This is a genomic window from Corynebacterium phoceense, from assembly GCF_900092335.1.
Lineage (GTDB): Bacteria > Actinomycetota > Actinomycetes > Mycobacteriales > Mycobacteriaceae > Corynebacterium > Corynebacterium phoceense.
On record NZ_LT596208.1, the window covers coordinates 1,371,816 to 1,398,272 of the forward strand.

Here is a 26,457-nt window from a genome sequence, read left to right on the forward strand (position 1 = left end):
CACGCGAAAGCCCTCCGTGTTCAAGCCGTGAACGCGGAGGGCTTCGTTGGTGAAAGGATTACTTCATCTTCGTAGTTTCACCCAGGGTGTGAACCTGAACCATGTTGGTGTTGCCAGCGATTCCCGGAGGCGTACCAGCGATGACGACAACCATGTCGCCCTCGTTGTAGCGATCCATCGCGAGGAGGGCCTCGTCAATGGCAGCCATCATGTCATCAGTGGACTCGACGGACGGTGTGAGGAAGGTCTCCGCGCCCCAGGTCAGAGCCAGCTGTGAGCGCACCTCAGGGTAGGGCGTGAACGCGAGGAGCGGCAGGTGCGAGTGTAGGCGAGCCACACGCTTGGCGGTATCACCCGACGTGGTGAAGGCGACGATGGCCTTGGCGTTGAGACGCTCTGCGATATCGCGTGCCGAGTAAGACACAATGCCGCGCTTGGTGCGCGGGACGTGAGACAGCGGCGGCACGGTGCCGTCGGTCTCCGCGGAGGAGACGATGCGGCCCATGGTGCGCACGACGTTCTGCGGGTCGATACCCACGGAGGTCTCGCCAGAGAGCATGACAGCATCAGCGCCGTCGAGGACGGCGTTGGCGACGTCAGAGGCCTCAGCACGCGTCGGGCGCAGGTTGTTGATCATGGAGTCGAGCATCTGCGTTGCAACGATGACCGGCTTAGCGTTCTCACGCGCGATCTGGATGGCGCGCTTCTGGAACAGCGGCACCTGCTCGAGCGGAACCTCGACTCCGAGGTCGCCGCGGGCAATCATGATGGCGTCGAAGGCAAGGACGATGGACTCGAGGGCGTCCACGGCCTCCGGCTTCTCGAGCTTGGCGATGACCGGCACGCGGCGGCCTTCCTCGTCCATGATCTGGTGGACGAGGTCGACGTCAGCCGGGGAACGCACGAAGGACAGGGCGACGAGGTCGACGCCGAGGTTCAGTGCGAAGCGCAGGTCGCGAATGTCCTTCTCGGACAGGGCCGGCACGGAGATGTCCATGCCCGGCAGGGAGACGCCCTTGTTGTTGGAGACTGGGCCGCCCTCGACGACCTCACAGACAACGTCATTGCCGTCGACTTCCTTGCAGACCACGGCCACCTTGCCGTCGTCAATGAGGAGGCGGTCGCCCGGCTTGGCGTCCTGGGCGAGATTCTTGTAAGTGGTGGACACGCGGTCGTGCGTGCCTTCGACGTCGTCGACGGTGATGCGAACGATCTCACCGTTGTTCCACATTTCCTCGGTGTTCTTAAAGCGACCAAGGCGAATCTTTGGTCCCTGAAGGTCGGCGAGAATACCGACGGCGCGGCCGGTCTCATCCGTAGCTTCACGAACCCATTTGTAGTTCTTCTCGTGATCCTCAGGATCACCGTGCGACATGTTGAGACGGGCAACGTCCATGCCGTCTTGGACTAGGCGGAGGATACCGTCCTTACTCGCGACGGCAGGGCCGAGCGTACAGACAATCTTGGTTCTTCTGTCCAGCATTCTTTTCTAAACCTTCTCGGTTGGGAACTGTAACGAGTCCCAACGTACCCGCGTCTGACGTTTCCGGCCACTGAAAAATGCCACAGAAACTGTCTAATCGGACACAAAACCACGAAAGCCCAGTTCCAAACGGGCGGAACCGGGCTTAAATAAAGAACTACCTTTCGGGTTTCGAGGGGCTCGATGCGGGCGACGCGGAAGGCTCCTGGGACGTGCCCGAGGGGGCATCGGCAAGCTCTGCTTGATAGTGCGGATCGACCTCCGCCGAGGTCTCTTGACCCCGGCGCAGGCGGAAGAAGATGACCAGCGCCACGACAAAGCACACGACGGAGACAATGACGTTGATGCGCAGACCAAAGACGTGCGTGGCCTCGTCCGAGCGCATGTTCTCGACGACGAAGCGCCCCAGCGTATAGCCGGCGACGTAGAGGGCAAAGACGCGACCGTGGCCAAGTTTCCACTTCTTTTGCGCCCAGATGAGGAAGAGACACACGGCGACATTCCATAACGCCTCGTAGAGGAAAGTGGGATGGACGCTGGCAATGACCTCACCTGTGGAATGACCCGTGACCGGGGCGTACTTGCCGGCCTCGTCGACGCGGTAGTAAATGTCGAGCGCCCACGGCACGGTGGTTTCGCGGCCGTAGAGCTCTTGGTTAAACCAGTTGCCGAAGCGGCCAATAGCTTGGGCGAGGATGAGTCCGGGGGCCACGGCGTCGGCGAAGGGCGCGAAGGGCACCTTCTTCACCTTGAACATGACCCAGAGCGCGACCGCGCCCAAGGCTACCGCGCCCCAAATGCCCAGGCCACCGTTGGTCACCTTGAACACGTCCATGGGGTTGCGGCCCTCGCCAAAGTACTTATCGTGGTCCGTAATGACGTGGTACAGGCGCCCGCCAATGATGCCGGCGGGGATGATGACGATGGCCGCGTCCCACACGGTGTCCGGGTTGCCGCCGCGCGCGGTGTAGCGACGCAGCGTAAGCCACAGCGCGACGAGGATGCCGAGGATAATGCACAGCGCGTAGGCACGGACAGGAATGGGACCGAGGTGCCATACGCCCTGCGACGGGGACGGGATATTAGCCAGGATCATTTCTTGCACACCGATAGTGTGCCAAATCGTCGCCTACTGCGTGCGCTTACCCCTTGCGGGAGGGGCAGGCCGGGTGCTGGCCGGTGGCGACGAGGCGGCGCGCGAGTCCCAACGGATCGGTGGCCGCCATAATGGACTCCCCCACGAGCACCGCGTCCGCGCCATGCGACGCGTAGTCAAAAAGGTTGCGGGAGTTCTCCACGCCGCCCACGGCGACGCGGACGACGGACTCGGGAAGCCCCGGAACGATGGTGGCAAACGCCTCGCGGTAAAGCTCATCCGAGGCGAGCGTCCACGCGTTGATGCCGATGAGTGAGGCACCGGCCTCAAGCGCTCTGTCAGCTTCTTCAGGACTGCGGACCTCGGCGAGGGCACACATGCCTAGCGACTCGATGCGGTCGAGCAAGGATTCCAGGTGGGGCTGCTCGAGAAGCTCGACTTGGAGAGGCACGACGTCCGCGCCATAGCAGCGCGCCTCATGAATCTGATACGGGTCGATAATGATGTCGCGGCAGATCATGGGCACCGTCGTGGCATCGCGCACGTGGCACATATCGGCGAGCGATCCGTGGAAACGGTGGCGCTCCGTCTGCACGGCGAGGAGGCGCACCCCCACTGACTCCAGATTGTGCGCGAGATGAGCCATGGCTTCTGGGGTCTCGAGGTGCATGATTTCGCCGCGATAGGGCACGGCGCGCTTGAGCTCCGTGATGATGGAACAGCCGGGGGCGAGGAAGGCGGCCTTCGCGTCGCGCGGGGTATCCATGGCGCGGGAACGGGCCTTGATGTCGCGGAAGCTCACCTGTGCCTCGCGGGCGTCAACGTCCTTGCGCACGGCAGCGACGAGCTGATCTACGACCAGGGACCGGGGCGCGTGAAGTGGGGCACTCACCGTTACCTCCCGTCACCTGTCTAAGCAGGACATCGCTACCACCTGCCGCGGGGTCCACGGTCAGGCCTGGAACTGCAAGGAATGAGTTTCAGCGTAGCGGGCAGGAGCGCGCACAGAGAAATCACGACCCAGCGCACTGCCCCCGTTTCGGAAACTCCGGGTAAACTAGCATGCCTGTTCAGGGACTCCCCAGCGAGAGTGCAACGACAATGAATTTAACGGTGGCCCGTCGGGTCCGTGGGATCGATATCCTCGTCAAGGGCGTCCCACATGACGCGCCCGGAGTCGGGCGCGGTCTCGAGTTCTTCTTCGAGCTTCTCCGCGCGGGCTGCCTTCGTCTCATACTTGGTCGAGCGCACGCCGTCAGCACCGGGACGCATGGCGAGCAGGATGCCGCCCACGAGTCCGAACGCCGCGGCGATGAGCGCCAGCACCGGGCCGAGCGGGGTCACGGTCGCGTCGCGGACGACGGCCCAACTGGAGATAGCGACGGACTCCACCGCGTTGTCATTAGACTGCTGCGCCTGAAGCAGCGTCTGAAGGCGGGCGAGATCCACCTGTGAGGTAAGTGCCACCATGGGACGCCAGGACACGCCGATGGCCGCGAGCGCCACGACGGCACCCACGATGCGGCGGGCGGTGCGACGCAGCGCGAGTCCCGCGACCACGCCGGCGAGGAAGAGCAACGCGATGGCGGTAAGTTCCAGTGACCACGTGCTGCCCTGCACGGCGAGCTCCCCCGTGCCCGCTTTATCGTCCTCCACCGTCGCCGTAATCCACGTCGTCTGCGAAGAAAACCACAGCAAGGTCGCGGCCACAGCCATCAACAACGGTCCGAATTTTCTGCCCACAGGGCACGCCTCCTCGGTACGACGCGTAACGCGTCTTTGGTGTTAGTCGTGCTCGCCGAGCAGCAGATCCGCGTCAAAGCACGTGCGGTCGCCTGTATGGCAGGCGCCGCCGGTCTGCTCGACCACGAGCAAAATAGTGTCGCCGTCGCAGTCTAGTCGCACGGACTTCACCGCCTGCACGTGGCCGGAGGTAAGGCCCTTTACCCAGTACTCCTGGCGCGAGCGCGAGTAGTACGTACCGCGCCGCGTGGCCAGCGTATACGCCAACGCGTGGTCATCCATCCACGCCATCATGAGGACCTCGCCCGAGTCCGCCTGCACGACGGCGGGCACAAGGCCCACGTCATTGCGCTTGAGGCGCGCGGCGACCGCGGGGTCAAGCTCGAACTCGGCTGGGTCGTTAGAAACCTGTGCAGCATCAGTATTCATCGACGCACCTCGAATCCGGCATCCGCGAGAGCGTCCTTGACCTCAGAGAGGGCAACATCGCCGAAGTGGAAAATGGAGGCGGCGAGCACCGCGTCCGCACCGGCGGCAACGGCGGGCGGGAAGTGTTCCGCCTTGCCCGCGCCACCAGAAGCAATCACCGGAATGTGAACGGCCGCGCGCACGAGCTCGAGAAGCTCGATGTCAAAGCCCTCGCGCGTGCCGTCACCGTCCATGGAGTTGAGCAGGATCTCCCCTACCCCGAGCTCCTCGCCGCGGCGCGCCCACGCGATGGCGTCGAGACCCGCCGAGCGGGTGCCGCCATGCGTCGTGACCTCAAACCCCGACGGGAAGTCGCCGGACGCCAGCGCCTCCGGGTCCTTGACGCGGCGGGCATCGACAGACAAAACGATGCACTGGGAGCCAAAAACGTCTGCGAGCTCGCGCAGCAGCTCCGGGCGCGCGATGGCCGAGGAGTTGACCGACACTTTATCCGCGCCGGCGCGCAGGAGCTCACGCACGTCCTGTTCGGAACGCACGCCGCCACCCACGGTAAGCGGAATAAAAACCTGGTCCGCCGTGCGGCGCACGACGTCGAGCATGGTGCCGCGGCCATCCTTCGAGGCGGAAACGTCCAAGAAGGTCAACTCGTCCGCACCGAGTTCGTCATAGCGGGCGGCGAGTTCGACCGGATCGCCTGCGTCGCGCAGGTTTTCAAAGTTCACGCCCTTGACCACGCGTCCGTGATCGACGTCGAGACAAGGGATAACGCGCACTGCGAGTGCCATGAAAACTAGATCCTATTCTTATCGATTGCGTCCATGAGGGTGGCGTGAACCTGCGGGGTACCCACCACGAGGCCACGCGAGAGCGCCGTCCATTCGTTGCCCTCGGGGTCCGTGGCGATGCCGCCAGCGGCCTTGACGAGCAAGGCGCCCGCCGCGTTGTCCCACGGATGGATGGAGAAGTTAAGCGCGCCGTCAAAGACGCCCTGGGCCACGAAGGCGGTGTCGAGGCCCACCGAGCCGGTCATGCGCGGGCGCAGCCCGGTATGGCGCAGATGCCGGTAAATGCCGGTGCTCAGGTGCGAGGAGCAGCCAATATGGCCACGGGAGTCCTCAAAGCCGAGGGCATCCGGTCCCCCACCAAAGCCACCACGCGGGCCACCCACAGAACGCAACGGCGCGCCTTCCGCAGCCGCGACGCGGCGTCCCAGCAGCGGGAAATCAGCGACGGCGGCGACGGGCTTGCCTTCCATGAGCAGCGCGACGAGCACACCACACAGCGGGTTGCCCGCCGCGTAATTCGCCGTTCCGTCGATGGGGTCAACAACCCAGACGGGACCGGAGGTGAGCGCCTTGATTCTCGCCGCGTCCGCGCCTTCCTGTTGCTCCAGGAAGTGCGGGGAGCGCGCTGCGCTTTCCGATGCCGCCGCGTACTCCGCCGCGCCCCGGTCATAGGTCGCCCCTGGTGCCGCGGCACCAGTTTCCTCGCCAAAGACGGGAATGCCGGTGAGCTGCGTGAGCGACTGGCGTAGCTCCGATTCGATGGCAAGGTCCACCTCGGTCGCGAAGTCGCCTTCGCCCTTGAAGCGAGCCGGGCGCGCGCCCAAGCCGTCGATGAAGGCGGGGCTCACGGAATCAACCGTCGCCTCCGCAATGGCCAACATGTCTACCGGTGACAGCGCGTTATCCATCGATGGATCCTTCCCAGCCGTAAGTGCGGCTTAGATTCCCGCTTCTTCGGGGTACGGCTTGACCTCGGCCACGGCGGCGAGCGCCTCGGTGAGTGTGAACTTCTTTTCGTAGAGCGCCTTGCCGATGATCGCCGAGTCGATTCCCTCATTCTCGTACAGGGCCAGCTCGCGCAGGTCGTCGAGGCTCGAGATGCCTCCCGATGCCGTCACCTTGGCGTCCGTTGCCGCCGCGACCTCGCGCAGCAACTCAACGTTGGGTCCGGTGAGCGTGCCGTCCTTGGTCACGTCCGTGACGACGAAGCGCTGGCAGCCTGCGGCGTCGAGGCGCTCGAGGACCTCCCACAGATCGCCGCCGTCGGAGACCCAGCCATTACCGCGCGTGCGCCACTCGCCATCAATCTCGCGCACGGCGAGGTCCACTGCGATCTGGTCGCCGTGGCTGGCGAGCACCTGAGCAATCCACTCCGGGTTCTCGAGCGCGGCCGTACCGATATTGACGCGGCGCGCGCCCGTGGCGAGCGCGCGCTCAAGCGAGGCGTCGTCACGGATGCCACCGGTGAGCTCGACCTCGATGTCGAGCTTCGCCGTAATCTCCGCCATGAGCTCGTGGTTCGAGCCGCGGTTGAACGCGGCGTCGAGGTCCACGAAGTGCAGCCACTGGGCACCCTGCGCCTGCCACTCAAGGGCCGCCTCGAGCGGCGCACCGTAGGACTTCTCGGTACCGGCCTCGCCCTGGTCGAGACGAACAGCCTGGCCATCGACAACGTCGACCGCGGGCAACAACGTAAAGCTCATGGATGATTTTTCCTTCTAGGACGATACGAAAGTGGCAATGACTTTGGATTTTACAACGCGTCCGAATGGCGCGCGGCGGAAAGCGACGCAGCGCTAAAGCGTCTCGAGCCAGTTCTTCAGCAGCTGGCTTCCGGCGTCCCCGGACTTCTCCGGGTGGAACTGGGTGGCCCACAGCGCGCCGTTTTCGACGGCAGCGACGAAGCGGTCTCCGCCGTACTCAGACCACGCCACCTTGGGCGGTTCCGTAATTTCGGTCTCGAGCGTCCATTCGCGCACGCCGTAGGAGTGCACGAAGTAGAAACGCTCGTCCGCGTCAAGCTCCGCAAACATCTGGGAGCCCTGCGGAACCTCGACGGTATTCCAGCCCATGTGTGGCAGCACATCCGCATGAAGACGCTCCACGAGCCCCGGCCACTCCCCGCAGCCTTCCGCATGGATGCCATGCTCATTGCCGGCGTCGAAGAGAATCTGCATGCCAACACAGATGCCCATGACGGGGCGTCCGCCGGCCAGACGCTGTCCAATAACACGAGGGCCCTGGACGGCGCGCAGTCCGTCCATGCATGCCGCAAACGCACCCACGCCGGGCACGAGCAGGCCGTCGGCTTCGACCGCAATCTTGGGGTCTGCCGTGACGGTTACATCGGCTCCCACGCGTTCGAGGGCGCGCTGTGCCGAGCGCAGATTACCCGCGCCGTAGTCGAGAAGGACTACCTTCTTGGTTCCAGTCATGGATTACACCTTACGCAGTCGCTTAAGTCGTGTCTTGATGTTGCCGTACTCGGTCACGCGGTGCGCACCGAGGTAGAGGTCGAGACCCGTGATGGCCACGCCGCCGATGATGATGAACGCGCCCGCACCGTAAGCACCGGCGTAGCCCCACAGTGGAACGAGCGCAGCAAGAACCACGGAGCCCAGCCCGGTGCCCGAATCATAGAAGATATTCCACACCGCGGAGGCCTCCGAGACGTTCTCACGCGGCAGGCGGTTGAACATAGACAGCAGCGCCTCGTTTTGGATGACGCCAAACGCACCACCAAAAGCGACGGCGGCGAGGACGAGCCACCACACCGACCAGCCGAAGGCGACGGTCGCGGCCATGAGCCCCATGCCCGCGAAGCCGAGGATCTGCGCCGGGATGGTGAGCACGCCTGGGCGTCCCGTCCGGTCCGCGAACTCACCCGCCGCATAGCGGAAGACCATGGCGGCGCCACCCACGAGGGAAAGCATGATGCCGCCGAGCACCGCGCCCGTGACGGGATCGATCTCGCGCACGGAGGCTGGCAGGAAAGACGAGACGAGGCCGTAGCTCATAGACAACGTGGTCACGGAGAGCGCCGGCACAAGCACGAGCTTCCACATCGCCACGCGCGGCGGGCCATCGGTGTGCTCGCGCGCCGCGGCACGGTCCGCCTTGGATTCCGGTCGCACGCGTGGCAAGCGGATGCACATGATGGCGGCGAAAAGTCCCATTGCGGCCGCCAGGATGTAGGCGGTCGAGAATCCCCATGCTGACTCGATGGCAAGGCCCGCAGGCAGGAATAACATCTGGGACAGGCCGATGAAGACGCCCATCATGCCGGTCGCCTTGCCCAAGTAGCGCAGCGGAACGAGTTCCGCGATGAGCGCTGACTCGGCCACGGTGAGCGCACCGAAGCCCACGCCGCGCAGTGCGCAGAAGAGGAGCACGAGNNAGCCGGGCCTCCATGCCGGGGAGATCCCCAAGGCCGGGGCCCCCGAGCATAACCGCGGCGCCCGCCATGACGGGACGGTAGCCGAAGGAACGCAGCAGCCGCGGGGTGGCGATCTGGGTGAGCACGGTCGCCGCCATGAAGATACCCGTAGTCGCGCCGGCCAACCCGGCCGAGCCACCGTTGTCGAGCACCGCAAGCGGTAGCAGCGGCAACAGCAGTGACCACGCGCCGAAGGCCGCCGCGATGGCCGCCATCGTTTCCAGATAGCCAGGAACCCGCCACAAGCTAAAAGCCGTGCCCGTAGCGCCCCCCTGTTGTTCGACCTGCGGCGTCTCCTGCGACACCACCTCACCCGCCTTTCTCCGTCTGTCTGTTGTGGCAGCTGCACGCACGCATGCCGCGCCGCGCCCAGCGCAAGCGTCTCAGGCGGAAGTTTTCTCCCGCTGCGGCATGAACAGATACGTGCCGGAGCCTTAATCTGTAGGAACCTTTAGGTATAGACGTTCACCAGCGTAGACGGCAAATGCAGGCCGGGCTACCGAGCCGGCCGCTGAACTTACCGTGCAGTGAAACTATCCGTGCATCTGTGGGATCATCCACGCCACTGACGCGGCAAAGGCGATCGCCGCGAGGAAGCCTGCGATGATGGTCCAGAATTTCGAGTCATTTTGATACGCTGCCCACGCACCGCCGGCGAGCAAGCCAGCGATGAGGAACAGGATCCACACCATAAAGAACACGAGTCTAGAGTGCACCCTTTGTCGAAGGAATGCCACTCACGCGCGGATCCGGCTCGACGGCCTGGCGCAATGCACGGGCTACTGCCTTGTACTCAGCCTCCGTAATGTGGTGCGGGTCGCGGCCGTAGCGGACGTTGACGTGAAGCGTCACATCAGAATGCATGGCGAAGGTCTCGAAGAAGTGGCGGTTGATGACGGTGGCGTAGTGACCACCGATGATCTGCCATTCCATGTTCTCTGGCTCGCCATTCATCACGAAGTAGGGGCGGCCCGAAATATCGACCACGCCCTCGACGAGGGTCTCATCCATGGGCAGCAGCTGGGAGCCGAAGCGACGAATGCCCTTCTTATCCCCCAGTGCCTCGAGGAACGCGCGCCCCAGAACAATGGCGGTGTCTTCGACCGTATGATGCGCGTCGACGTCGAGGTCGCCCTGCGCGTGGACCTTGAGGTCGAAGGAGCCGTGCGTCGCGAATGCGGTGAGCATGTGCGCAAAGAACGGCAGGCCGCAGTCAATATCGGACTTGCCGGTGCCGTCGAGGTTGATCTCCACGGTGATCTGCGACTCGGAAGTGATGCGCTGGGCGGTACCAATGCGCTGCGGACGCGCCTCCATGGTGCCACCGTGGGCGGCGACGCCAGGAGCCTTCTCAATCCGGGAGTCCGTCACGGTGTCTTCCGCGCGCTGCGGTTCGAGGGTGTTGTCGTTCATGGTTGCAAGGATAGCTTTCGTCGAAGTGGAGTGGAGCCGAACAGCGGGCTAGCTGCGCGGCGTGATGTAGCCGGTGAGCTGCTGCGCGGCGGAGAGAAACGCGTCGTTTTCTTCCGGGAGGCCGATGGTTGTGCGCAGGAAGCCGTCCACCCCCACGTCGCGGATGAGCACGTCGCGATTCAAGAACTCCTCCCACACCTCGTGCTGGTCCGCGAAGCGACCGAAGAAGACGAAATTAGACTCGCTGGGCACGACCTCATAGCCGAGCTCCTCAAGACGGGAAACAACGCGGTCACGCTGCACGGCAAGCTTGGCCACCGTGCCCAGCGTGTCCTTGCTGTGGCGCAGCGCCACGCGCGCGGCCGCCTGGGACAGGACGGAGAGGTGGTACGGCAGACGCACCAACATGACGGCCTCGACGAACGCAGGATGCGCAACGAAATAGCCCAGGCGTCCGCCAGCGAAGTCGAAAGCCTTCGACATCGTGCGGGAAACCACGAGCTTCGTCGGGTACTTCGCCAGCAGCGTCGTGGACGACGGCGAGTCCGAGAATTCCATGTAGGCCTCGTCGACGATGACGATGCCCGGCGCAGCATCAATGAGCTTCTCGATGTCCTCGAGCGGAGTGACGTCACCCGTCGGGTTATTCGGCGTCGTAATGAAGACGATATTAGGCTGCTGCTTCGCGATGGCGGCGAGTGCCGCATCCAGATCAATTCGGAAGTTCTCGTCACGCGGGCAGTTGAGGAACTGCGTCTGCGTGCCCGCCGCGAGGATGGGATGCATGGAGTAAGACGGCTGGAAGCCGAGCACCGTGCGGCCCGGGCCACCGAAAGCCTGGAGGAGCTGCTGGAGCACCTCGTTAGAACCGTTAGCGGCCCACACCTGCTCGTAGCTCACCTCGACACCGGTCTGCTCGGAGACGTACGCAGCCAAGTCACGACGCAGCTCGACGGCGTCGCGCTCCGGGTAGCGGTTGAGCGTCGTGGCCAAGCGAGCAACCTCGGCGACGAGATCGTCGACGAGTGCCTGGGACGGCGGGTAGGGGTTCTCGTTCGTGTTGAGCTGGTTGGCGACGGTAAGCTGCGGGGCGCCGTAGGCGAACTTGCCGCGCAGCTCCTCGCGCAGGGGCAGGTCCTCGAGCGTGATACCCGAAGCGGAGGTTTCGTTCGTTGCGTTCGCGGTCATGGTGATGGGGTCCTTCTCTGGGAGTCGGGGTGTGCGACTAAGACGTAACGCGGGGTGCTCGTTGCCGAGTACCCCGCGTCGGTAGATGGTGCGATGCGGGGCGGGTTAATGCGCGAAGCGGGCGCGGATGGCCTCGCCGTGGGCCGGCAGGGCCTCGGCGTTGGCGAAGTGGACGATCTTGTCTGCGATCTCGCCCAGCGCATCCTTGTCGTATTCGATGAGGTTGACCGGGCGCAGGAAAGTGTGCGTGGACAGGCCTGCGCTAAAGCGTGCGGAACCAGAGGTGGGCAGCACGTGGTTAGAGCCTGCCATGTAGTCGCCCAGCGGCACCGGCGAGTAGGAACCCACGAAGATGGCGCCTGCGTGCTTGATGCGCTCGGCGACCGCACGCGAGTCGGCAGTGTGGATTTCAAGGTGCTCCGCGGCATACGCGTCAGCGACCTTGATGCCGGCCTCGAGGTCGTCGACGAGGACGATGCCGGACTGCTGGCCGCGCAGGGCTTCTGCGGCGCGCTCGGAGTTCGCGGTGACCTGATAGCGGGAAGACACCTCGGCCTCGACGGCATCGGCAAGCTCCTGCGAGTCCGTGATGAGGACGCTCGCCGCCATGGGATCATGCTCGGCCTGCGAGATGAGGTCGTAGGCCACGAAGACCGGGTCAGCCGTCTTATCGGCAAGGATAGCGATCTCGGTCGGGCCAGCTTCCGCGTCGGTGCCGACGACGCCGCGCACGAGACGCTTGGCAGCAGTGACAAAGATATTGCCGGGACCCGTAATAATGTCGACGGGCTCAAGGGGTTCCTCCTCCGCCGGGTTATCGTCGCCGTAGGCAAGAAGGGCGACGGCCTGGCCGCCACCGACGGCCCAGACCTCATCGACGCCGAGGATGTAGCAGGTGGCCAGCACCGTGGGGTGCGGCAGACCACCAAAGTCCTTCTGCGGCGGGGAGGCCACGACGAGCGTCGAGGCGCCAGCTTCCTGGGCCGGAATCGTATTCATGATGACGGAAGACGGGTAGACCGCCTTGCCGCCCGGGACGTAGAGACCCACGCGCTCGATGGGCGCGAAGACCTCCGTGACGGTGGCGCCCGGCGCGAGCTCCGTGGTGTGGTTTTCCGGCTTCTGCTCCGCGTGGACCTTGCGCACGCGGGCAATGGATTCCTCAATGGCGGCGCGGACCTCAGGATCCAGCTCTGTGGCAGCCTTGGCGAGTTCTTCCGCAGGCACGCGCACCGTAGCGGGGCGTACGCCGTCGAATTTCTCGCCAAAGTCGAGCGCCGCGGCAGCGCCGCCGTCGCGCACTGCGTCGACCAAAGGCTGGACCTTGTCGAGGACGGCGGCAACATCCGTGCCGCCGCGGGGCAGGGCGCGGCGCACAGCCGCTGTGGTCATGGTGGTTCCGCGCATGTCGGTGACCTGAAGCACGAGACGTCCTCTCATATCCTTCGGCCGCGGGAAGCTCCCGCGACCAGCGAATGTGAATTTATGTAATGTACCTATTTTTATACCCCTACAGATAATCGTCCATTCCACCGGGTAGCCCCATATCGAATGACCGAAACTGCGGACAGCACCCTAGCCTACGGGTTAGACTCGTGGGCAGCTGGGGATTTGCCCGTTTTCTCCTTTCGGCTCCCCTGATTTTGAGCCCCATCACCTCGGGAGGTGACCGCAGTGAATAACTCGAAGGCCGCACGCCCTGTGACCCTCGCACGACTTGCTCGCGCGGCACGGCTCGCCGGACATAGCGCCATTACCCAGAAGCCCACGCTCCTCGTCTTCGACCATGGCTCGATTGCAACCACCACCATTGAGCCGGATGAGGGCGATCCGGAATCCCCGGAATACATCGTGACGACCACGCACCACACTCCGCTGAGCTTCGACGCGTTGCGCGACGCCGCGGAGCTCGTCAACGACTGGAACCACGACTGTCTCACGCCCACGCTCGTGCTCAACTTCGACAGCACGGACGAGGTCGGAATAACGGGAACCACGGTCATCGATGGGCGCCAGGGCATGACGGACGAACAGCTCGTCGCCGCCGCGGATCAGGCCATCGATAACGCCTCGGCCTTTGTGCACAAGCTCGTGGAGCGCTTCCCTACCGTCACGCTCACCCCGCCGGTAACGCTGCGCGATGAGGGACTCGCGTCTGAACCGGACGATGCCTTCGATAACCAGGCCTACGCCGTGGACACTGACCGTATCGCCGCGTCGCTCGCGTCCATCGGCATTGACAAACTCCAACGAACCGACGCTACCGAAGGCAAGGCCATTTACGCCTGGATTAACGAGGTCCTCTTCGCCTTCGTCCTCGACAATGGTCCGTCCCTCGTGGTTAAGGGGCACTGGGACCCGGATCTCCCCGGCTCGGAGTTCCTCCGCGCCTTCCTCGTGTGCAATGACTTCAACCGCATGTCTGACTCACCAGTGGCCTATTGCCACAGCAATGTGGACGGCCTGCAGATTCGTCTCGACCTCGCCGTGACCGTCGCCGCCGGCATGACAGACCGCCAGCTGCGTTCCACGCTGGGCACCGCGCTCAAGACCATGCTCCACGGCGTAGACCACATCTCCAAAGAAGTCTCCGGGCAATCGCCCGTCTCCTGGCCCTAACGCGCATTAGCCCGGCCTGTGCGAGAGTGTTCGACGGTGTTCGAGAACGTTCGACAGTGTTCGAATACTTTCGATATAACCGGGGCTCGTGTCGAGGGGGTCGCTTAGTGTAGCTGCCGTGGGAGAAACCCCTAATTCTCCCCTCCACTACCCCTACGACATTCAAGGAGGCGGTCTCAATGACCCCCGATTCTTCTTCAGTAGCTTTCCCCGCGACCACGGATACGGCTCGCCCGTTAACCTTCGACCGCGTCGTAGACGTCGTCGACGCGCTCATTGACCACTTCAAGAGCGACGCGGACAAGGCGGAGATTACCTTCCGCCTGTCTAAGTTCAACGTCCTCATCGCCCTGGCCGGAAAATGGGGCGAGGTACTCCTCGTCAAAGGCACCCTCAACGCGAGCGTTGATCCGCGTCTGGCTGGATACTTGGCACAAACCATCAACGACATGAACACGCGCCGCATGGTGCCCGTGGCCTACACATCCGTCACGGAGCGCGGCTATCTCCTGACCCATCTGCGTGCGTCGCTCGACGCGGAAGCGTGGGTCACGGACGCGCAGCTGCGCGACTTCCTCGACACCGCCATCAGCACGATGGTGGATGCGGTGCGCGAACTGAGCGAAGCCGTCCCCGAGGTCGTCGGTCCGCCTGACGGCTACGCGGAGGCCATGGGCGAGGCCCCCACCACAACTCCCCTACCCGTCACGGCGGACCGCATTCGCGCGGCGCTCAGCGCGGAAGGCATCGTGCACACGGAGGTCTCCGAGGACGAGATGACCGTACGCTGCCGGATCGAAGGTAGGTGGACCTTCTTCCGCATCATCAACGATGGCCGCTGGCTCACCATCCGCACGTTCTCCCAGGACAAAGGGGAGCTCTCCCAGCTCTTCGCCATCTCGGCGGTGCTCGATGACTATAACGCGGGTGATGCCTGGCTGCTTGCCAGCGCCACCGTCCACGAGGACGAGGTGCAGGTCTCGCTCGCCCGCAACTGGCTCATTGGCAACGGCATGACTGCAGCCCAGCTGCGCTATGCCGTGCACACCGCGGTCCACGGTGCCTACATCTCTTTCGAGTCCCTGGAGCCGCAGCTCGCGCCGTTGCTCGCGCCGCAGCTGCCGGAAATCACCCGCACGGAGGAGGCGGAAGACGCCATCCAGCTCTTCGCTGCGGACTCGGACACTGCAGACGACCCCGCCGAGGATGAGGACTGGGTCGACGAGGACTGGGAGGAGTGGGAAGACGAGGACTACGTCGAGCGTCCCGTCGATCCCAATCAGATGGGTCTCGACTTGGGTCTCACGGATGATAAAGCGGAAAAGGCCGAGGACGCGGCAGAGGAAGACGAACGCGGCGAGGACGGCACAACCCCGCAGGCCGAATAAGCCTCGCAGAGTGGCCTCACTGAGAGCGCGTGCTGTGTAGCGTAAGTCACATGCGAAGCCTCACAGTGCGCGCGATGGAAGGCTGCCCGTTCAAAACGGCGATGATGCTCATCTGCGGCTGTTGGAAGGTCACGCTCATTCAGGCTCTGCTCGACGCGAACAGGCCACTGCGCTACAGCGAGCTGCGGGACGCCGCGGGGGCGAGGTCTCGGACCGTACACACACCCGGCAGCTGCGCGAGCTCACGGACGATGGGCTCGTGATCTGCGAGGTCTACCCCGAGTTCCCCGCCGCGCGTGGAGTACGCGCTTACGCCCACCGCGCGGCGGCTCGAGCCGATTATCGCCGAGCATCAGGCCTGGGGCGGCTTCGGCTCTGAGTTCAGGGCTCGGACGGCTCGGCGCTCACTTCCCCTGGGGTGTCTGGGGCGTCGTCTTCCCAGTCGACGTCCGCGCTGATAAACGCCGCAGACCAGTAGGCAAACATCGCCATAAACGGCGCCGCGGCCCACCCGATGTCGGGCTGCATAGGCGGGGTCCACTGGACCGTCTCCCCGGGCTCGGAGGGCAGGTGCGTTGCTGTGAGGGAGCCAGCGTAATAGAACGCCACCGCGCTCGCGAGGGCAGCGACGCCGACCCACAGCAACATGCCTAACCCGCGCTGGCGTGCGCCGCGCAGATAGGCCCCGAGGGCAAGGAGCACTCCCCCAAGTCCAGTGAGGAGAACGAACCAGACGAAGGAACCGAACTCGATATCGGCGAGGGTCTCGACCGCGTAGCCGCCACCATCCACCTCATGTCCGGTGAGCACCGGCCGGAAGTGCCCCCACACGGCGCCAGCAGCCGAGAATGCCACGAGTGCACATGCAAGCAACCCCGCACCGAAACCGACGGTGCGGGGTATGGACGGGCGTCGAACCCGAGTACCGCGAGTAATCATAGGCCTTGTAGCCTACTCTGCCCGCGCGAAGATAGCGTAAGCCACGTGTGCGATTAGGACGCCGGGTTGCAGAATTTCCAGGCGCCGCCCTCGTTTTCAAAGATCATGGTGTTGGTCTCGGAACCCGCCGGGCTGTTGACGGTCACGTTGGCCGAGGCCGTGTTGCCGTTGACGCGCACGTCCTGGATGTCCGTGGTCGTCTTGGAGAAGTTGTCGCGAATCTGCTGGTTGTACGGCTCCAGGATGGCCTTCTGGTCTGCCGGCAGGTTATCAAACTGAGACAGGTCCAGGTTGGCGAGCGAAAGCTGCTCGCCGTTGGGGCCCACCTGCTGATTCTCGTTGATCACGCGGGCACATGTGTTATCGCGGGTGTACTGCGCCAGCGAGCGCACATCCTGCTGCTTGTAGGTGCCGTTGATGAGGTTGGTGATGGTTTCCTTCGTCGCGTCATCACCAGCATCGCCTTCGACCGGAGCGAAGGTGGTGGCCTTAGCAGCGGCGCCGTCCTCGAACGGGTTGACCAGGGTGGACGGTGCAGCCTCAGCGTTATCTCCCTCCGCCGGCTTGTTGTCCTCCTCCGGCGCAGCGGACTCTTCCTTCGGCTTCTCCGCGGAGGGAGCCTCAGACGACGGGGCGGCGCTCTCAGACGGAGCTTCCTTCGAAGTCACGGTCGTCTTAGCCGTCGTCGAGCCGGTAGCGGCGTTGTCCGCCTCCTCGTCGTTACCGCACGCTGCCAATGTCAGGGGCAGAACAAGGGCGAGGGCAGCAATGGACTTCATGGCGGGGGTTCGAAGGGACAAAATGACTCCAGACGTGTAAAAGAATTGTATTCACTCACAGCGCACTGACACGGGCGCAGGGCCGTAGGGTATCAGTTTCCCTTCCCTAGCTGGGAAGGAGAAACCTGGCTCCACACGCTCGTGAGGGTGACAGTGTTACTGCATGAGAGCGCGCCGCACTCGCGGCGTGACGTGAGTAGTCTATCAATCGGTTCATTGATTAATAGTGGAGACAACCTCAAAGTTCCCTGTGAAACCTGAGGGAAGAGCTTATGGATCGCTGGCTCACCGCACGCACCTGTCCACACTCGGGTTCTCCCCTCGCCGTCGAGCTGCTGTCTAGAATGGGCAAGCGTGCACTTAAACCGCGAAACGATCATCGACACCGCTCTCCAGCTTTTGGATGATTATGGTCTGGCCGACATGACCATGCGCCGTGTCGCCACGACGCTTGGCGTCGCCCCCGGCGCGTTGTATTGGCACATCGCGAACAAGCAGGCGCTCATCGCCGCCATCGCCGAGGCCATCGTCGCACCGATCGACGGAGAGACCCCCACGGCCCTCGCGCTCGACCTACGCCGGTGTCTGCTTGCCCACCGCGATGGCGCCGAGGTCACCTCCGCCGGCTTGTCCCAGCCTGGCAATGCCACGTGGGAACGGCTCGTAGACCGGTTCGTCGCCGCGGTCCGCGCGACGTCGTCCGCACCGGAGGAAGAGTTGCTTACTGGCGCCCACGCCATTATTTACCTGGTGCTCGGCTCAGCCACCATGGAACAGGCACGCACGCAGCTCGCGGAAGCCACGGGGGCATCGGAAGCCGCAGACACTGAGCCCGCGGATGGTATGACTGAGTCGCAGGACGCACGCGTTCCTGAAGGTGCAAACGATCTCTTGCGGGGCGTGGGAATCGTTATCAGTGGGCTAGGCGCGCGCTAGTCCATTATTCTGGTGCATTATGACTGAGACTTTTACTGTGAGACCGGGCCAGCCCTATCCGCTGGGCTCCACGTTTGATGGCACGGGCACCAACTTCGCAATCTTCTCCGAAGCCGCAACGAAAGTCGAGTTGTGCCTCATTGATCCACGCGGCAAAGAAACCCGCGTCGAGCTCAAGGAAGTCCACGCCCACGTGTGGCACGCCTACCTCCCCGAGGTTGGCCCCGGCCAGGCTTATGGTTACCGCGTCCATGGAGAATACGCACCGGAACGCGGCCTGCGCTGCGATCCCTCCAAGCTCCTCGTCGACCCCTACGCCCGCGCGTTCCAGGGCGAGTTCGACGGCGACGCCTCGCTGTATTCTTACGACATCCACGCCGAGCCTGCCGGGACCGGGCGCAATGAGGATGACTCGCTCGGCCACACCATGCTCTCCGTTGTCATCAACCCCTTCTTCGACTGGCAGGGCGACCACCGCCCCAATGTTCCGGATGAGGAAGCGGTCATTTATGAAACGCACGTCAAGGGCATGACTATGACTCATCCGGACATCCCGGAGGCCATGCGCGGCACCTACGCGGGTATGGGCCACCCCGCGATGATCGACTACCTCAAGGACCTAGGCATCACCACGGTCGAGCTCATGCCGGTCCACCAGTTCCTCCAAGATGATCGTCTGCGCGCTATCGGCCTGCGTAACTACTGGGGCTACAACACCTTTGGCTTCTTCGCCCCCCAGGCGGACTACGCCATGGCGAATAAGCCGGGCGAAATCGTCGCCGAGTTTAAGTCCATGGTGCGCAGCCTTCACGCCGCGGGCCTCGAGGTCATCCTCGATGTGGTCTACAACCACACGGCCGAGGGCAACCACCTGGGCCCCACCATCGCTTTCCGCGGTATCGACAACAAGGCGTATTACCGCGTCGTCGAGGGCGACGAGGCGCACTACATGGACTACACCGGCACCGGTAACTCCCTCAACGTCCGTCACCCGCACTCGCTGCAGCTCATCATGGATTCGCTGCGCTATTGGGTCACGGAGATGCACGTCGACGGCTTCCGCTTCGACCTCGCCTCCACGCTCGCGCGCGAATTGGATGACGTTTCCAAGCTCGCGACCTTCTTCGACTTGGTCCAGCAGGACCCGGTGGTCAGCCAGGTCAAGCTCATCGCCGAGCCCTGGGATATCGGCCACAACGGCTACCAGGTGGGCAACTTCCCGCCCATCTGGTGTGAGTGGAACGGCAAGTACCGCGACACGGTCCGCGACTTCTGGCGCGGCGAGCCCGCCACCCTGGGCGAATTCGCCTCGCGTCTTACCGGTTCGTCCGATCTCTACGCCAACAACGGCCGCCGCCCCACGGCGTCCATCAACTTCATCACGGCGCATGACGGCTTCACGCTCAAGGATTTAGTGAGCTACAACGAGAAGCACAACATGGCCAACGGCGAGGACAACCGTGACGGCGAGTCCCATAACCGTTCTTGGAATTGCGGCGTGGAAGGCCCCACGGAGGACCACGATATTCGCAAGCTGCGCCGCCGCCAGCAGCGTAACTTCATTACGACGCTGCTGCTTAGCCAGGGCACGCCGATGATCTGCCATGGCGACGAGTTCGGCCGCACCCAAAACGGCAATAACAACGCGTACTGCCAGGACAATGAGCTCGCATGGATGGACTGGTCCATGCTCAATCTGGATAAGAACTCAGAGTTCTTCGGCTTCGTCAAGCGCGTGCTGGGGATCCGCAGCAAGCACCCAGTCTTCCGCCGCCAGCGCTTCCTCACCGGCGGCCCGCTGGGCTCCGACGTCCGCGACCGCGATATCGCGTGGATGGTGCCGTCCGGCAAGCTCATGACGCAGGACGACTGGGACCATGACTTCGGCCGCGCCATCATGGTCTACTTCAATGGCTCCGCCATTTCGGAGACGGATGAGTTCGGCCAGCCCATCAAGGATGATTCTTTCATTCTCATCTTCAACGCGCACGACGGCGACATCGAGTTCACCCTGCCGGGCCGCGAGTTGGGCGGCAAGTGGAAGCTCATGGTCGATACGGCCGATTCTGGTGGCTACCCCGCTGAGGACACCTTCATTGAGGCGGGCGGTACGCTGACGTGTCAGGACCGCACCACGATGGTGCTCAAACAGGTCGAGCCCCCGCAGTTCGACGAGGATTAGAAAGGCCAAGACCGAAGTTCCGTGACGTCGCCTAGCACTCCCACCATTTATGCCCACGGCGCAACCGTAGAGCTCACGCCCACCTCCGCGGTCATCCTGCGCTCCCAGCTGGCCGCCTCCCTTGGTGCGCCCGCGCGCGAGGTTGTCGCCTTCGAGGACCTCCAGTCAGTGGAGTCCACCGAGCCTGGCCCCGCCGCCTTCGGCGCCCTGCGCCTTGTCACCCCGCAGGAAACCTTCACCGTGCGCTTTGCCCCGCGCACCGGCACCACGACCCCGGCTGCCGATGCCGCCTCGCTCATCGATGCAGTCCGCCACGGCGAGGTGCCTACCGCCGGCGTCGCCGTCGAGGGCCTGGACTTCACCGTCATCGACGTGGAAACCGCCAACGACAACTGGGGTTCCGTGTGCGCCATCGGTGCTGTCCGCTTCCGCGATGGCCTCGAGGTCGAATCCCGCTCGTGGCTGTGCACGCCCCCGCCCGGCATGGAGGACTTTTCCGAGTTCAACATTGGCATCCACGGCATCACGCCGGAGGATGTCAAGGACGCCCCGTCCTTCGCCACGGCGCTGGGTGAGATGCTCGAGTTCCTCGGCGACGACGTCTTCGTGGCGCACAACGTGCAATTCGACTCGACTGCACTGCGCGTCGGCGCGGCCGCTGCGGGCGTAGAGCTGCCCGCCATCACGCTTGCCTGCTCGCTGGCGCTCTCGCGCGACGCTTCGAAGGCGGGTCGCATCGACGTGCCCAACCACAAGCTCCCCACCATGGCCGCCGCCGTGGGCGCACCGCGCTTTCGCCACCACGACGCGACCGAGGACGCCCGCGCCGCTGGCCTCATCATCACCGGTCTGGCCCAAGCCTTCGGCTACGCTGGCGATATCCAGGGCCTCTTCCGCACACGCGAATTCGCCCTGGGCACGCTCACCAACGACGCCGTCATGCCGGTGCTGCGTGCCCGCACCGCGCCCACCTCCCCGGCCGATCTCGGCGCCGGTACCGACTTCCGTGACCAGACGCGCCACCGTGGCGCAACCACGCCCTCCGCTGCCAACGAGGCTGCGCTCTTCGATCTCGATGGCGCGCTCTCCTCTGCTGCTTCCGCTGACTCCCACGCCGCGCGTGAGAAGGCGGAGAAGCGCTCCCGCAACCGCCCGGCTCCGTGGGATGCCGTCGCGACGCCGAATACCGTGCCCGAGCCCAACGAGGACGCGGACCCGAACGGTCCGCTCTTTGGCCAGCATGTCACGCTCACCGGCGACTTTGATCCCTTCGACAAGGGAACACTATGGAATGGCATCGCCGAGCGCGGCGGCCAGGCTGCAAAGTCCGTGACGAAGAAGACGACCATCCTCGTTCTCGGCACGTGGGCCACGAAGACCTCCAAGGAGAAGAAGGCTGAGGAGCTCATCGCCAAGGGCCAGGACATCCAGCTCTGGCCTAAGGACAAGCTGCTCGCCGAGTTGGGGCTCGACGAAGAGCCGCCCTTCTAAGCCGAGGCAGCAGCCTCCGGTAGGCGCAGGATATTTACTGGACTCAGGGAACCTTTCTGGGATGCGGACAGTCCAATATGAGTGACTCTCGTATCTCTCGCAGTCTCTTTCGGCTGCGCACTGAAAGGCTCTCTCATGTCCGTCTCTTTGCTCGAAAGGCACACCTCCGCCCCGCTCCTCGCTCCGGAACTCCTCTTTCCTGCGCTGCGCCCGCACAACGTCTCGACGCGGCCGCGGCTGAGCGAAGACGGTTTCTTCGATTCCGTTGCCACCGTCGGCCTCTGCGCTGGCCATGACATGCAGCTGCGCTGCGGCACGGGGCTCACCGAACTCGGCGAATCCCCCTCCGTGGGAGTGAGCCTGCGCGCCCTCTCCGAATGGGACATGACGGTCAACCACGCCTGGACAACCGCGGCGCACAACGTGCTGCGCGCGGCGCACACCTCGCGAGGCTACCGCTTCCAATCCCGCCCGGCGCGCGACGTCCTCGATACCCGGGCGCACGGAGTCCAAGTACGTTCGCCGGGCGTGCCCATCACGGCGTGGCTCACGCATCCACTCACCTTCAATATCCTGCACGAGCACTTCGCTGCGGAATTGGGTGTCGCTCCCTCTGCCCGGCGCGCCCAGCCGAAACTGGGCTCGGGCTACGCCGGCCGCCACATCCACGGCGGACTGGTCTATCTCGCGCCGGCACCCGACGTACTCTTTATCTTCCGCGGGCTCGCCGCCCACCACGCGGACGGTCTCCATGGTCGCGCCACGGCATTCGCTGGACTCCGGTTGCCGTCCACGGCGCTGGCCCCACTACTATGGTGTCACGGATTCCCTCGCGTGCTTCCCGGCACCTCGCTGGGGTAAAACGGCACGCCAACCAGACCCCGAGAAAGGACAGTACTGTGCCTGAGCATGCTATCTCCCAACTCGGAAACCGCTATCACGAGTGGGTGCGCACCCACCCGAATGCTGCGACGGAATTTTCCGAAGCCATCGAGGACGTCCTCGATGACGCCGGCGTGGTCTACGACCGCGTCGCCACGCGTGTCAAGGGCTGGCCGTCGCTGAAGAAGAAGGCAAAGAAGCGCGACGCGGACGGCGCCCTGGCTTATCCCGATCCGTGGAATGACATTCATGACCTCGTCGGTGCGCGCGTCACCGTGTTCAACTCCACCGTTATCCCGCAAGCCATCGACATCCTGGGGCGTTCTTTCACGGTGCTGCGCAGTGTGGACAAGGCAGCAGAAACCCGCATTTCCGGCGGCTTCGGCTACGGTTCGCACCACCTCGTCCTGCAGGTCAACGACTCCCTGGAAGAGCTCGCCGAGTACGAAGGCTTTACCTTCGAGGTGCAAATCCGCACCGTCCTGCAGCACGCCTGGGCCGAGTTCGAGCATGATATCCGCTACAAGCAGGGCCCCAAGCCGCCCACGGCCCAAGTCGACCGTCTCTTCACACTTGCTGCGGGCCTGATCGAGCTCGCGGATCAACAGTTCGATGACATCGCGGCACTCATGGAGGTCGGCCCCGCCCCGCAAGATTCCGTGGAGATCAACGCCGAAACGCTTCCTGGCGTGCTCGCTGTCCTCCTCGGCGACGCGTTCCCCCGCCCGCGTTCTGAGCACATCCGGTTCCTCGCCGAGCTGCTCGAGGCCAACAATATCGACACCCTCGCTAAGCTCGAGGCCCTCCTTAATGAGCGCGACATCATCCGCGTACGCGAGGCCATGCGCTACCGCTACNGTCCGCCTCACCGACGACCTGCTGCTCCTGCCCTTGGGCAAGGAGCACATCGAGGCCACCGCGGAGCTCGGCGACCGTGGCGACCGCCGCAAGCGCCTCCACCGGCGCCTCAAGCAGCTGCGCGCTTAGCCGTCACGCTAGCGGAACCCGCCGCGGAACTTCTCCATCTGGCGCCGCTCGCGCTTGGTAGGGCGTCCGGCGCCGCGATCGCGTACGGGCAGCGCCGGCATGAACTCCTTGGGCGGGGGCGGCGGTGCATGGTCGATGTAACACGTGCGCGCCACCGGCGCACCCACGCGCTTGCGTACCGTCGCGAGGACTTCCAAGTCGTGTTCGTGGTGGTTGCGCCACACGCGCACGCGGTCGCCTGGCACGACGTGCTGCGCAGGCTTCGTCGCGTTGCCGTTGAGCTTGACGTGTCCCGCCTTCACCGCATTCGCGGCCTCCGAGCGCGTCTTAAACATGCGCACGGCCCATACCCACGCGTCGATGCGGACGGGCTTTCCATCGGGTTGAGTCATAGAGACACCCCGGCTTAGTACTGGTCCTTGTGGTTGACGATCGAGCGCACCTTGGACCAGTTGTACACGCCGCCCACAACGGCGACGATGAGGCCAATCATGAAGAAGAACGTGCCATGTGTAAAGACCCACGCCGCAAGGACGCCGCCGCCCAGGCCCGCCGCGACGGAAATCACGGCGTTGCGGGAGTATTTGCGCACGTCTTGCTTGCGCTTCTCAATCGGATTGTTGGGGCGTCGCTGCATAGTCATGCCGGTCATTCTACCTTCGATAAGCGGCTGCGCCGGGTAGTTCCAGCCATGCCGTGAGCGATCAAGCTCGGTCCAGCTCGACCCAGCGCTCCCCTGCTGCTTTCGATGCCACCGCGCCCTGCGTAAGCGCCGCAAGCTCGGCGTCGAGTGTCTCCTGGCCGCCAGGCTCCAGCGCCAGAGTGAACGTCACTTGCGCGCCATAGGAGGTGTCCACCACCGCATAGCCACGCCCGCGTAGCTCGGCCTCAAGTCGCCCGGCCACACCATGATCAGCGTCGACGGAATAGAGCTCACGCAGCGCCCTAGTCACACGCGGGACCTTCTCGAGCGTCTCACTCACCGCGCCGCCGTAAGCGTGGACGAGCCCGCCCGCGCCAAGTTTCACCCCACCGAAGTAGCGCACGACGACGGCCACAATGTCGAGCATGCCCGAGCCGCGCAGCACGTCGAGCATGGGACGGCCCGCCGTGCCCGAGGGCTCCCCGTCGTCGGAGGAACGCTCCACCGGGTTGGCTGCGTCGACGTGGTAAAGGTACGCCGAGCAATGGTGGCGGGCATCAGGAAAGCGCGCGCGGGCGGCATCGATAAACTCGCGCGCCTCCGCCTCGTCCCGAGCGCGGCCAATCAACGTGATGAACCGCGAACGCTTGATCTCAATCTCGTGCTCGACGGGCGCGCCTTCGACCGGGCGCTCATAAGAATCCATAAGCCCCTACCCTAGCGGGCGCAACTTAGTGCGACGCCACCAAGTAGTCGTACTCCGAGGTGCCCGGCTTCAGGTGCTGGCACGAAATCTTGGAATTCGACATGCGCTCAAGCAAGCCATCCAAGTCAGCCGCGCGGCCCAGCTCCACGCCGACGAGCGCTGCGCCCGTCTCGCGGTTATTGCGCTTCAAGTACTCAAAGAGCGTGATGTCATCGTCCGGGCCCAGGATTTCCGTAAGGAAGTGGCGCAGCTGCCCCGGCTCTTGCGGGAAGTTCACCAGGAAGTAGTGCTTGAGCCCGCGGTGCACGAGCGAGCGTTCCATGACCTCGTTGTAGCGCAGCACGTCATTGTTGCCGCCCGAGATGACGCACACGACCACGGAATCCGGCGTGAGCTTGAGGTCGCGCAGGCCCGTGACGGACAGGGCGCCAGCGGGCTCGGCGATGATGCCCTCGTTCTGGTACAGGCCAAGCATCTCCGTACACACGGCCCCCTCGGAGACGGTGGACCAGTGCAGGCGCCCTTGGTTGGCCTCGAGGACCTGGAAGGGCAGGTCGCCAATGCGCTTGACGGCCGCGCCATCCACGAAGGGATCGACGGACTCCAAGGTCACCGGCTCGTTCGCCGCGAACGCTGCGGTGAGCGAGGCAGCGCCGGCCGGCTCGATGCCGATAATCGCCGTGCGCGGCGCCATGTCCGCAAGGTACGACGTGATGCCGGAGAGCAGCCCGCCGCCACCCACGGGGACGACGATGGCGTCGAGCGACTTGCCCAAGGAGGCCAGCTGGCTCACGACCTCCGCGGCGATGGTGCCCTGGCCGGTGATCGTGTCGCGCGCGTCGAAGGGTTCGATGAAGATGGAGCCGCGCTCGGCGGCATCGGCATGCGCGGCCGCCGCGGCCTCGTCAAAGTTCGCGCCGGTGACGACGAGCTCGACCATGTCGCCGCCGTGGACCACGATGCGGTCGCGCTTCTGCTTGGGCGTCGGCTCCGGCACGTAGATCTTGCCTTGGATGCCCATGGTCCGGCAGGCATACGCCACGCCCTGCGCGTGGTTGCCGGCCGAGGCCGTCACGATACCGTGCGCGCGCTGTTCCGGCGTGAGATTCGTGATGGAAAACAGAGCGCCGCGGATCTTATAGGAACGCACGTCCTGGAGATCCTCGCGCTTCAGGTAAACCTCGCAGCCCGTTTCCTGGGACAGTCGCGGGCAGTACTGCAACGGCGTCGGCGCAATCTCCGAGGAAATTCGTGCCTGGGCCTGGCTGATATCGGAGGCGTGAATGGGCTCGAATACTGCGGAGTTAGTCATGCTGAGTCATTTTAGACCCC

The 26,457-nt window shown here is 64.3% G+C and carries 25 protein-coding genes and 3 pseudogenes; 8 read left to right on the plus strand and 20 right to left on the minus strand.

Annotation, left to right across the window (positions count from 1 at the left end):
• Positions 1-58: 58 nt before the first annotated feature.
• The 14 genes and pseudogenes from pyk to hisD form a co-directional block, all read right to left on the minus strand.
• Positions 59-1,480 carry a pyruvate kinase gene (pyk, locus tag BN9444_RS10700; RefSeq protein WP_181734561.1) on the minus strand — a complete coding sequence of 474 codons (1,422 nt, stop codon included), beginning with the start codon at positions 1,478-1,480 and terminating at the stop codon, positions 59-61.
• A 160-nt stretch (positions 1,481-1,640) separates the two neighbouring features.
• Positions 1,641-2,588, minus strand: coding sequence for a prolipoprotein diacylglyceryl transferase (gene lgt, locus BN9444_RS10705; protein WP_066487070.1), 948 nt, complete (start codon positions 2,586-2,588; stop codon positions 1,641-1,643).
• Positions 2,589-2,625: 37 nt separating this feature from the next.
• Positions 2,626-3,471, minus strand: a complete 846-nt coding sequence (locus BN9444_RS10710; protein WP_231725015.1) for an indole-3-glycerol phosphate synthase TrpC — start codon at positions 3,469-3,471, stop codon at positions 2,626-2,628.
• Positions 3,472-3,686: 215 nt separating this feature from the next.
• On the minus strand, positions 3,687-4,322 hold the full coding sequence (locus BN9444_RS10715) for a TIGR02234 family membrane protein (RefSeq protein ID WP_196131196.1): 636 nt from the start codon (positions 4,320-4,322) through the stop codon (positions 3,687-3,689).
• 42 nt (positions 4,323-4,364) lie between these two features.
• Entirely contained in the window at positions 4,365-4,751 is a 387-nt protein-coding gene (gene hisI / locus BN9444_RS10720) for a phosphoribosyl-AMP cyclohydrolase (protein ID WP_066487079.1), read from the minus strand.
• Complete coding sequence (hisF, locus tag BN9444_RS10725; protein WP_066487084.1) at positions 4,748-5,536, minus strand: imidazole glycerol phosphate synthase subunit HisF; 789 nt, start codon at positions 5,534-5,536, stop codon at positions 4,748-4,750. Before hisF ends, hisI begins: the two co-directional genes overlap by 4 nt.
• Positions 5,537-5,541: 5 nt before the next feature.
• A complete protein-coding gene (locus BN9444_RS10730) occupies positions 5,542-6,444 on the minus strand; it encodes an inositol monophosphatase family protein (protein ID WP_068801899.1) in 903 nt (300 codons plus the stop codon).
• A gap of 30 nt (positions 6,445-6,474) precedes the next feature.
• Positions 6,475-7,239, minus strand: coding sequence for a bifunctional 1-(5-phosphoribosyl)-5-((5-phosphoribosylamino)methylideneamino)imidazole-4-carboxamide isomerase/phosphoribosylanthranilate isomerase PriA (gene priA, locus BN9444_RS10735; RefSeq protein ID WP_066487087.1), 765 nt, complete (start codon positions 7,237-7,239; stop codon positions 6,475-6,477).
• Positions 7,240-7,332: 93 nt separating this feature from the next.
• The gene (gene hisH / locus BN9444_RS10740; protein ID WP_066510222.1) at positions 7,333-7,971 is read right to left on the minus strand and encodes an imidazole glycerol phosphate synthase subunit HisH; all 639 of its coding nucleotides are present in this window, start codon (positions 7,969-7,971) and stop codon (positions 7,333-7,335) included.
• Between the two features lie 3 nt (positions 7,972-7,974).
• Positions 7,975-9,187, minus strand: a pseudogene (locus BN9444_RS10745) (MFS transporter).
• Between the two features lie 318 nt (positions 9,188-9,505).
• Entirely contained in the window at positions 9,506-9,664 is a 159-nt protein-coding gene (locus BN9444_RS14840) for a hypothetical protein (RefSeq protein WP_168162236.1), read from the minus strand.
• Between the two features lie 13 nt (positions 9,665-9,677).
• A complete protein-coding gene (gene hisB / locus BN9444_RS10750) occupies positions 9,678-10,289 on the minus strand; it encodes an imidazoleglycerol-phosphate dehydratase HisB (RefSeq protein WP_066487250.1) in 612 nt (203 codons plus the stop codon).
• 144 nt (positions 10,290-10,433) lie between these two features.
• Entirely contained in the window at positions 10,434-11,573 is a 1,140-nt protein-coding gene (locus BN9444_RS10755; RefSeq protein ID WP_068801900.1) for a histidinol-phosphate transaminase, read from the minus strand.
• A gap of 105 nt (positions 11,574-11,678) precedes the next feature.
• Positions 11,679-12,998: a histidinol dehydrogenase gene (gene hisD / locus BN9444_RS10760; protein ID WP_068801901.1), complete on the minus strand. Its 1,320-nt coding sequence runs from the start codon at positions 12,996-12,998 to the stop codon at positions 11,679-11,681.
• A gap of 249 nt (positions 12,999-13,247) precedes the next feature.
• On the opposite strand from hisD, the gene BN9444_RS10765 reads away from it, so the two are divergent.
• The 3 genes and pseudogenes from BN9444_RS10765 to BN9444_RS15595 form a co-directional block, all read left to right on the plus strand.
• Positions 13,248-14,192, plus strand: coding sequence for a YbjN domain-containing protein (locus BN9444_RS10765; protein WP_066487102.1), 945 nt, complete (start codon positions 13,248-13,250; stop codon positions 14,190-14,192).
• 179 nt (positions 14,193-14,371) lie between these two features.
• The gene (locus BN9444_RS10770) at positions 14,372-15,580 is read left to right on the plus strand and encodes a YbjN domain-containing protein (RefSeq protein ID WP_068801902.1); all 1,209 of its coding nucleotides are present in this window, start codon (positions 14,372-14,374) and stop codon (positions 15,578-15,580) included.
• A 284-nt stretch (positions 15,581-15,864) separates the two neighbouring features.
• Positions 15,865-16,038 (plus strand): annotated as a pseudogene (locus BN9444_RS15595) (winged helix-turn-helix transcriptional regulator); the annotation flags it as partial.
• On the opposite strand, the gene BN9444_RS10775 reads toward BN9444_RS15595, so the two are convergent.
• The gene (locus tag BN9444_RS10775; protein WP_068802199.1) at positions 15,962-16,435 is read right to left on the minus strand and encodes a hypothetical protein; all 474 of its coding nucleotides are present in this window, start codon (positions 16,433-16,435) and stop codon (positions 15,962-15,964) included. The pseudogene BN9444_RS15595 and the gene BN9444_RS10775 overlap by 77 nt on opposite strands.
• 137 nt (positions 16,436-16,572) lie before the next feature.
• Entirely contained in the window at positions 16,573-17,298 is a 726-nt protein-coding gene (locus BN9444_RS10780; protein ID WP_068801903.1) for a hypothetical protein, read from the minus strand.
• 354 nt (positions 17,299-17,652) lie between these two features.
• On the opposite strand from BN9444_RS10780, the gene BN9444_RS10785 reads away from it, so the two are divergent.
• The 5 genes and pseudogenes from BN9444_RS10785 to BN9444_RS10805 all read left to right on the plus strand — a co-directional run bounded on the left by BN9444_RS10785 (position 17,653) and on the right by BN9444_RS10805 (position 23,776).
• Positions 17,653-18,234 carry a TetR family transcriptional regulator gene (locus BN9444_RS10785; RefSeq protein WP_066487118.1) on the plus strand — a complete coding sequence of 194 codons (582 nt, stop codon included), beginning with the start codon at positions 17,653-17,655 and terminating at the stop codon, positions 18,232-18,234.
• Between the two features lie 19 nt (positions 18,235-18,253).
• A complete protein-coding gene (gene glgX / locus BN9444_RS10790; RefSeq protein ID WP_066510177.1) occupies positions 18,254-20,416 on the plus strand; it encodes a glycogen debranching protein GlgX in 2,163 nt (720 codons plus the stop codon).
• Positions 20,417-20,437: 21 nt separating this feature from the next.
• On the plus strand, positions 20,438-21,907 hold the full coding sequence (locus BN9444_RS10795) for an exonuclease domain-containing protein (RefSeq protein ID WP_233423580.1): 1,470 nt from the start codon (positions 20,438-20,440) through the stop codon (positions 21,905-21,907).
• A gap of 135 nt (positions 21,908-22,042) precedes the next feature.
• Positions 22,043-22,768: a hypothetical protein gene (locus BN9444_RS10800; protein WP_066487124.1), complete on the plus strand. Its 726-nt coding sequence runs from the start codon at positions 22,043-22,045 to the stop codon at positions 22,766-22,768.
• A gap of 38 nt (positions 22,769-22,806) precedes the next feature.
• Positions 22,807-23,776 (plus strand): annotated as a pseudogene (locus BN9444_RS10805) (GTP pyrophosphokinase).
• A gap of 8 nt (positions 23,777-23,784) precedes the next feature.
• On the opposite strand, the gene BN9444_RS10810 reads toward BN9444_RS10805, so the two are convergent.
• The 4 genes from BN9444_RS10810 to ilvA all read right to left on the minus strand — a co-directional run bounded on the left by BN9444_RS10810 (position 23,785) and on the right by ilvA (position 26,437).
• On the minus strand, positions 23,785-24,168 hold the full coding sequence (locus tag BN9444_RS10810) for an RNA-binding S4 domain-containing protein (protein ID WP_066487127.1): 384 nt from the start codon (positions 24,166-24,168) through the stop codon (positions 23,785-23,787).
• A gap of 14 nt (positions 24,169-24,182) precedes the next feature.
• Complete coding sequence (locus tag BN9444_RS10815; protein WP_066487265.1) at positions 24,183-24,419, minus strand: hypothetical protein; 237 nt, start codon at positions 24,417-24,419, stop codon at positions 24,183-24,185.
• 61 nt (positions 24,420-24,480) lie between these two features.
• Positions 24,481-25,125, minus strand: a complete 645-nt coding sequence (locus BN9444_RS10820; protein ID WP_068801904.1) for a YigZ family protein — start codon at positions 25,123-25,125, stop codon at positions 24,481-24,483.
• A gap of 25 nt (positions 25,126-25,150) precedes the next feature.
• Positions 25,151-26,437: a threonine ammonia-lyase IlvA gene (ilvA, locus tag BN9444_RS10825; protein WP_066487129.1), complete on the minus strand. Its 1,287-nt coding sequence runs from the start codon at positions 26,435-26,437 to the stop codon at positions 25,151-25,153.
• Between the last annotated feature and the right edge of the window lie 20 nt (positions 26,438-26,457).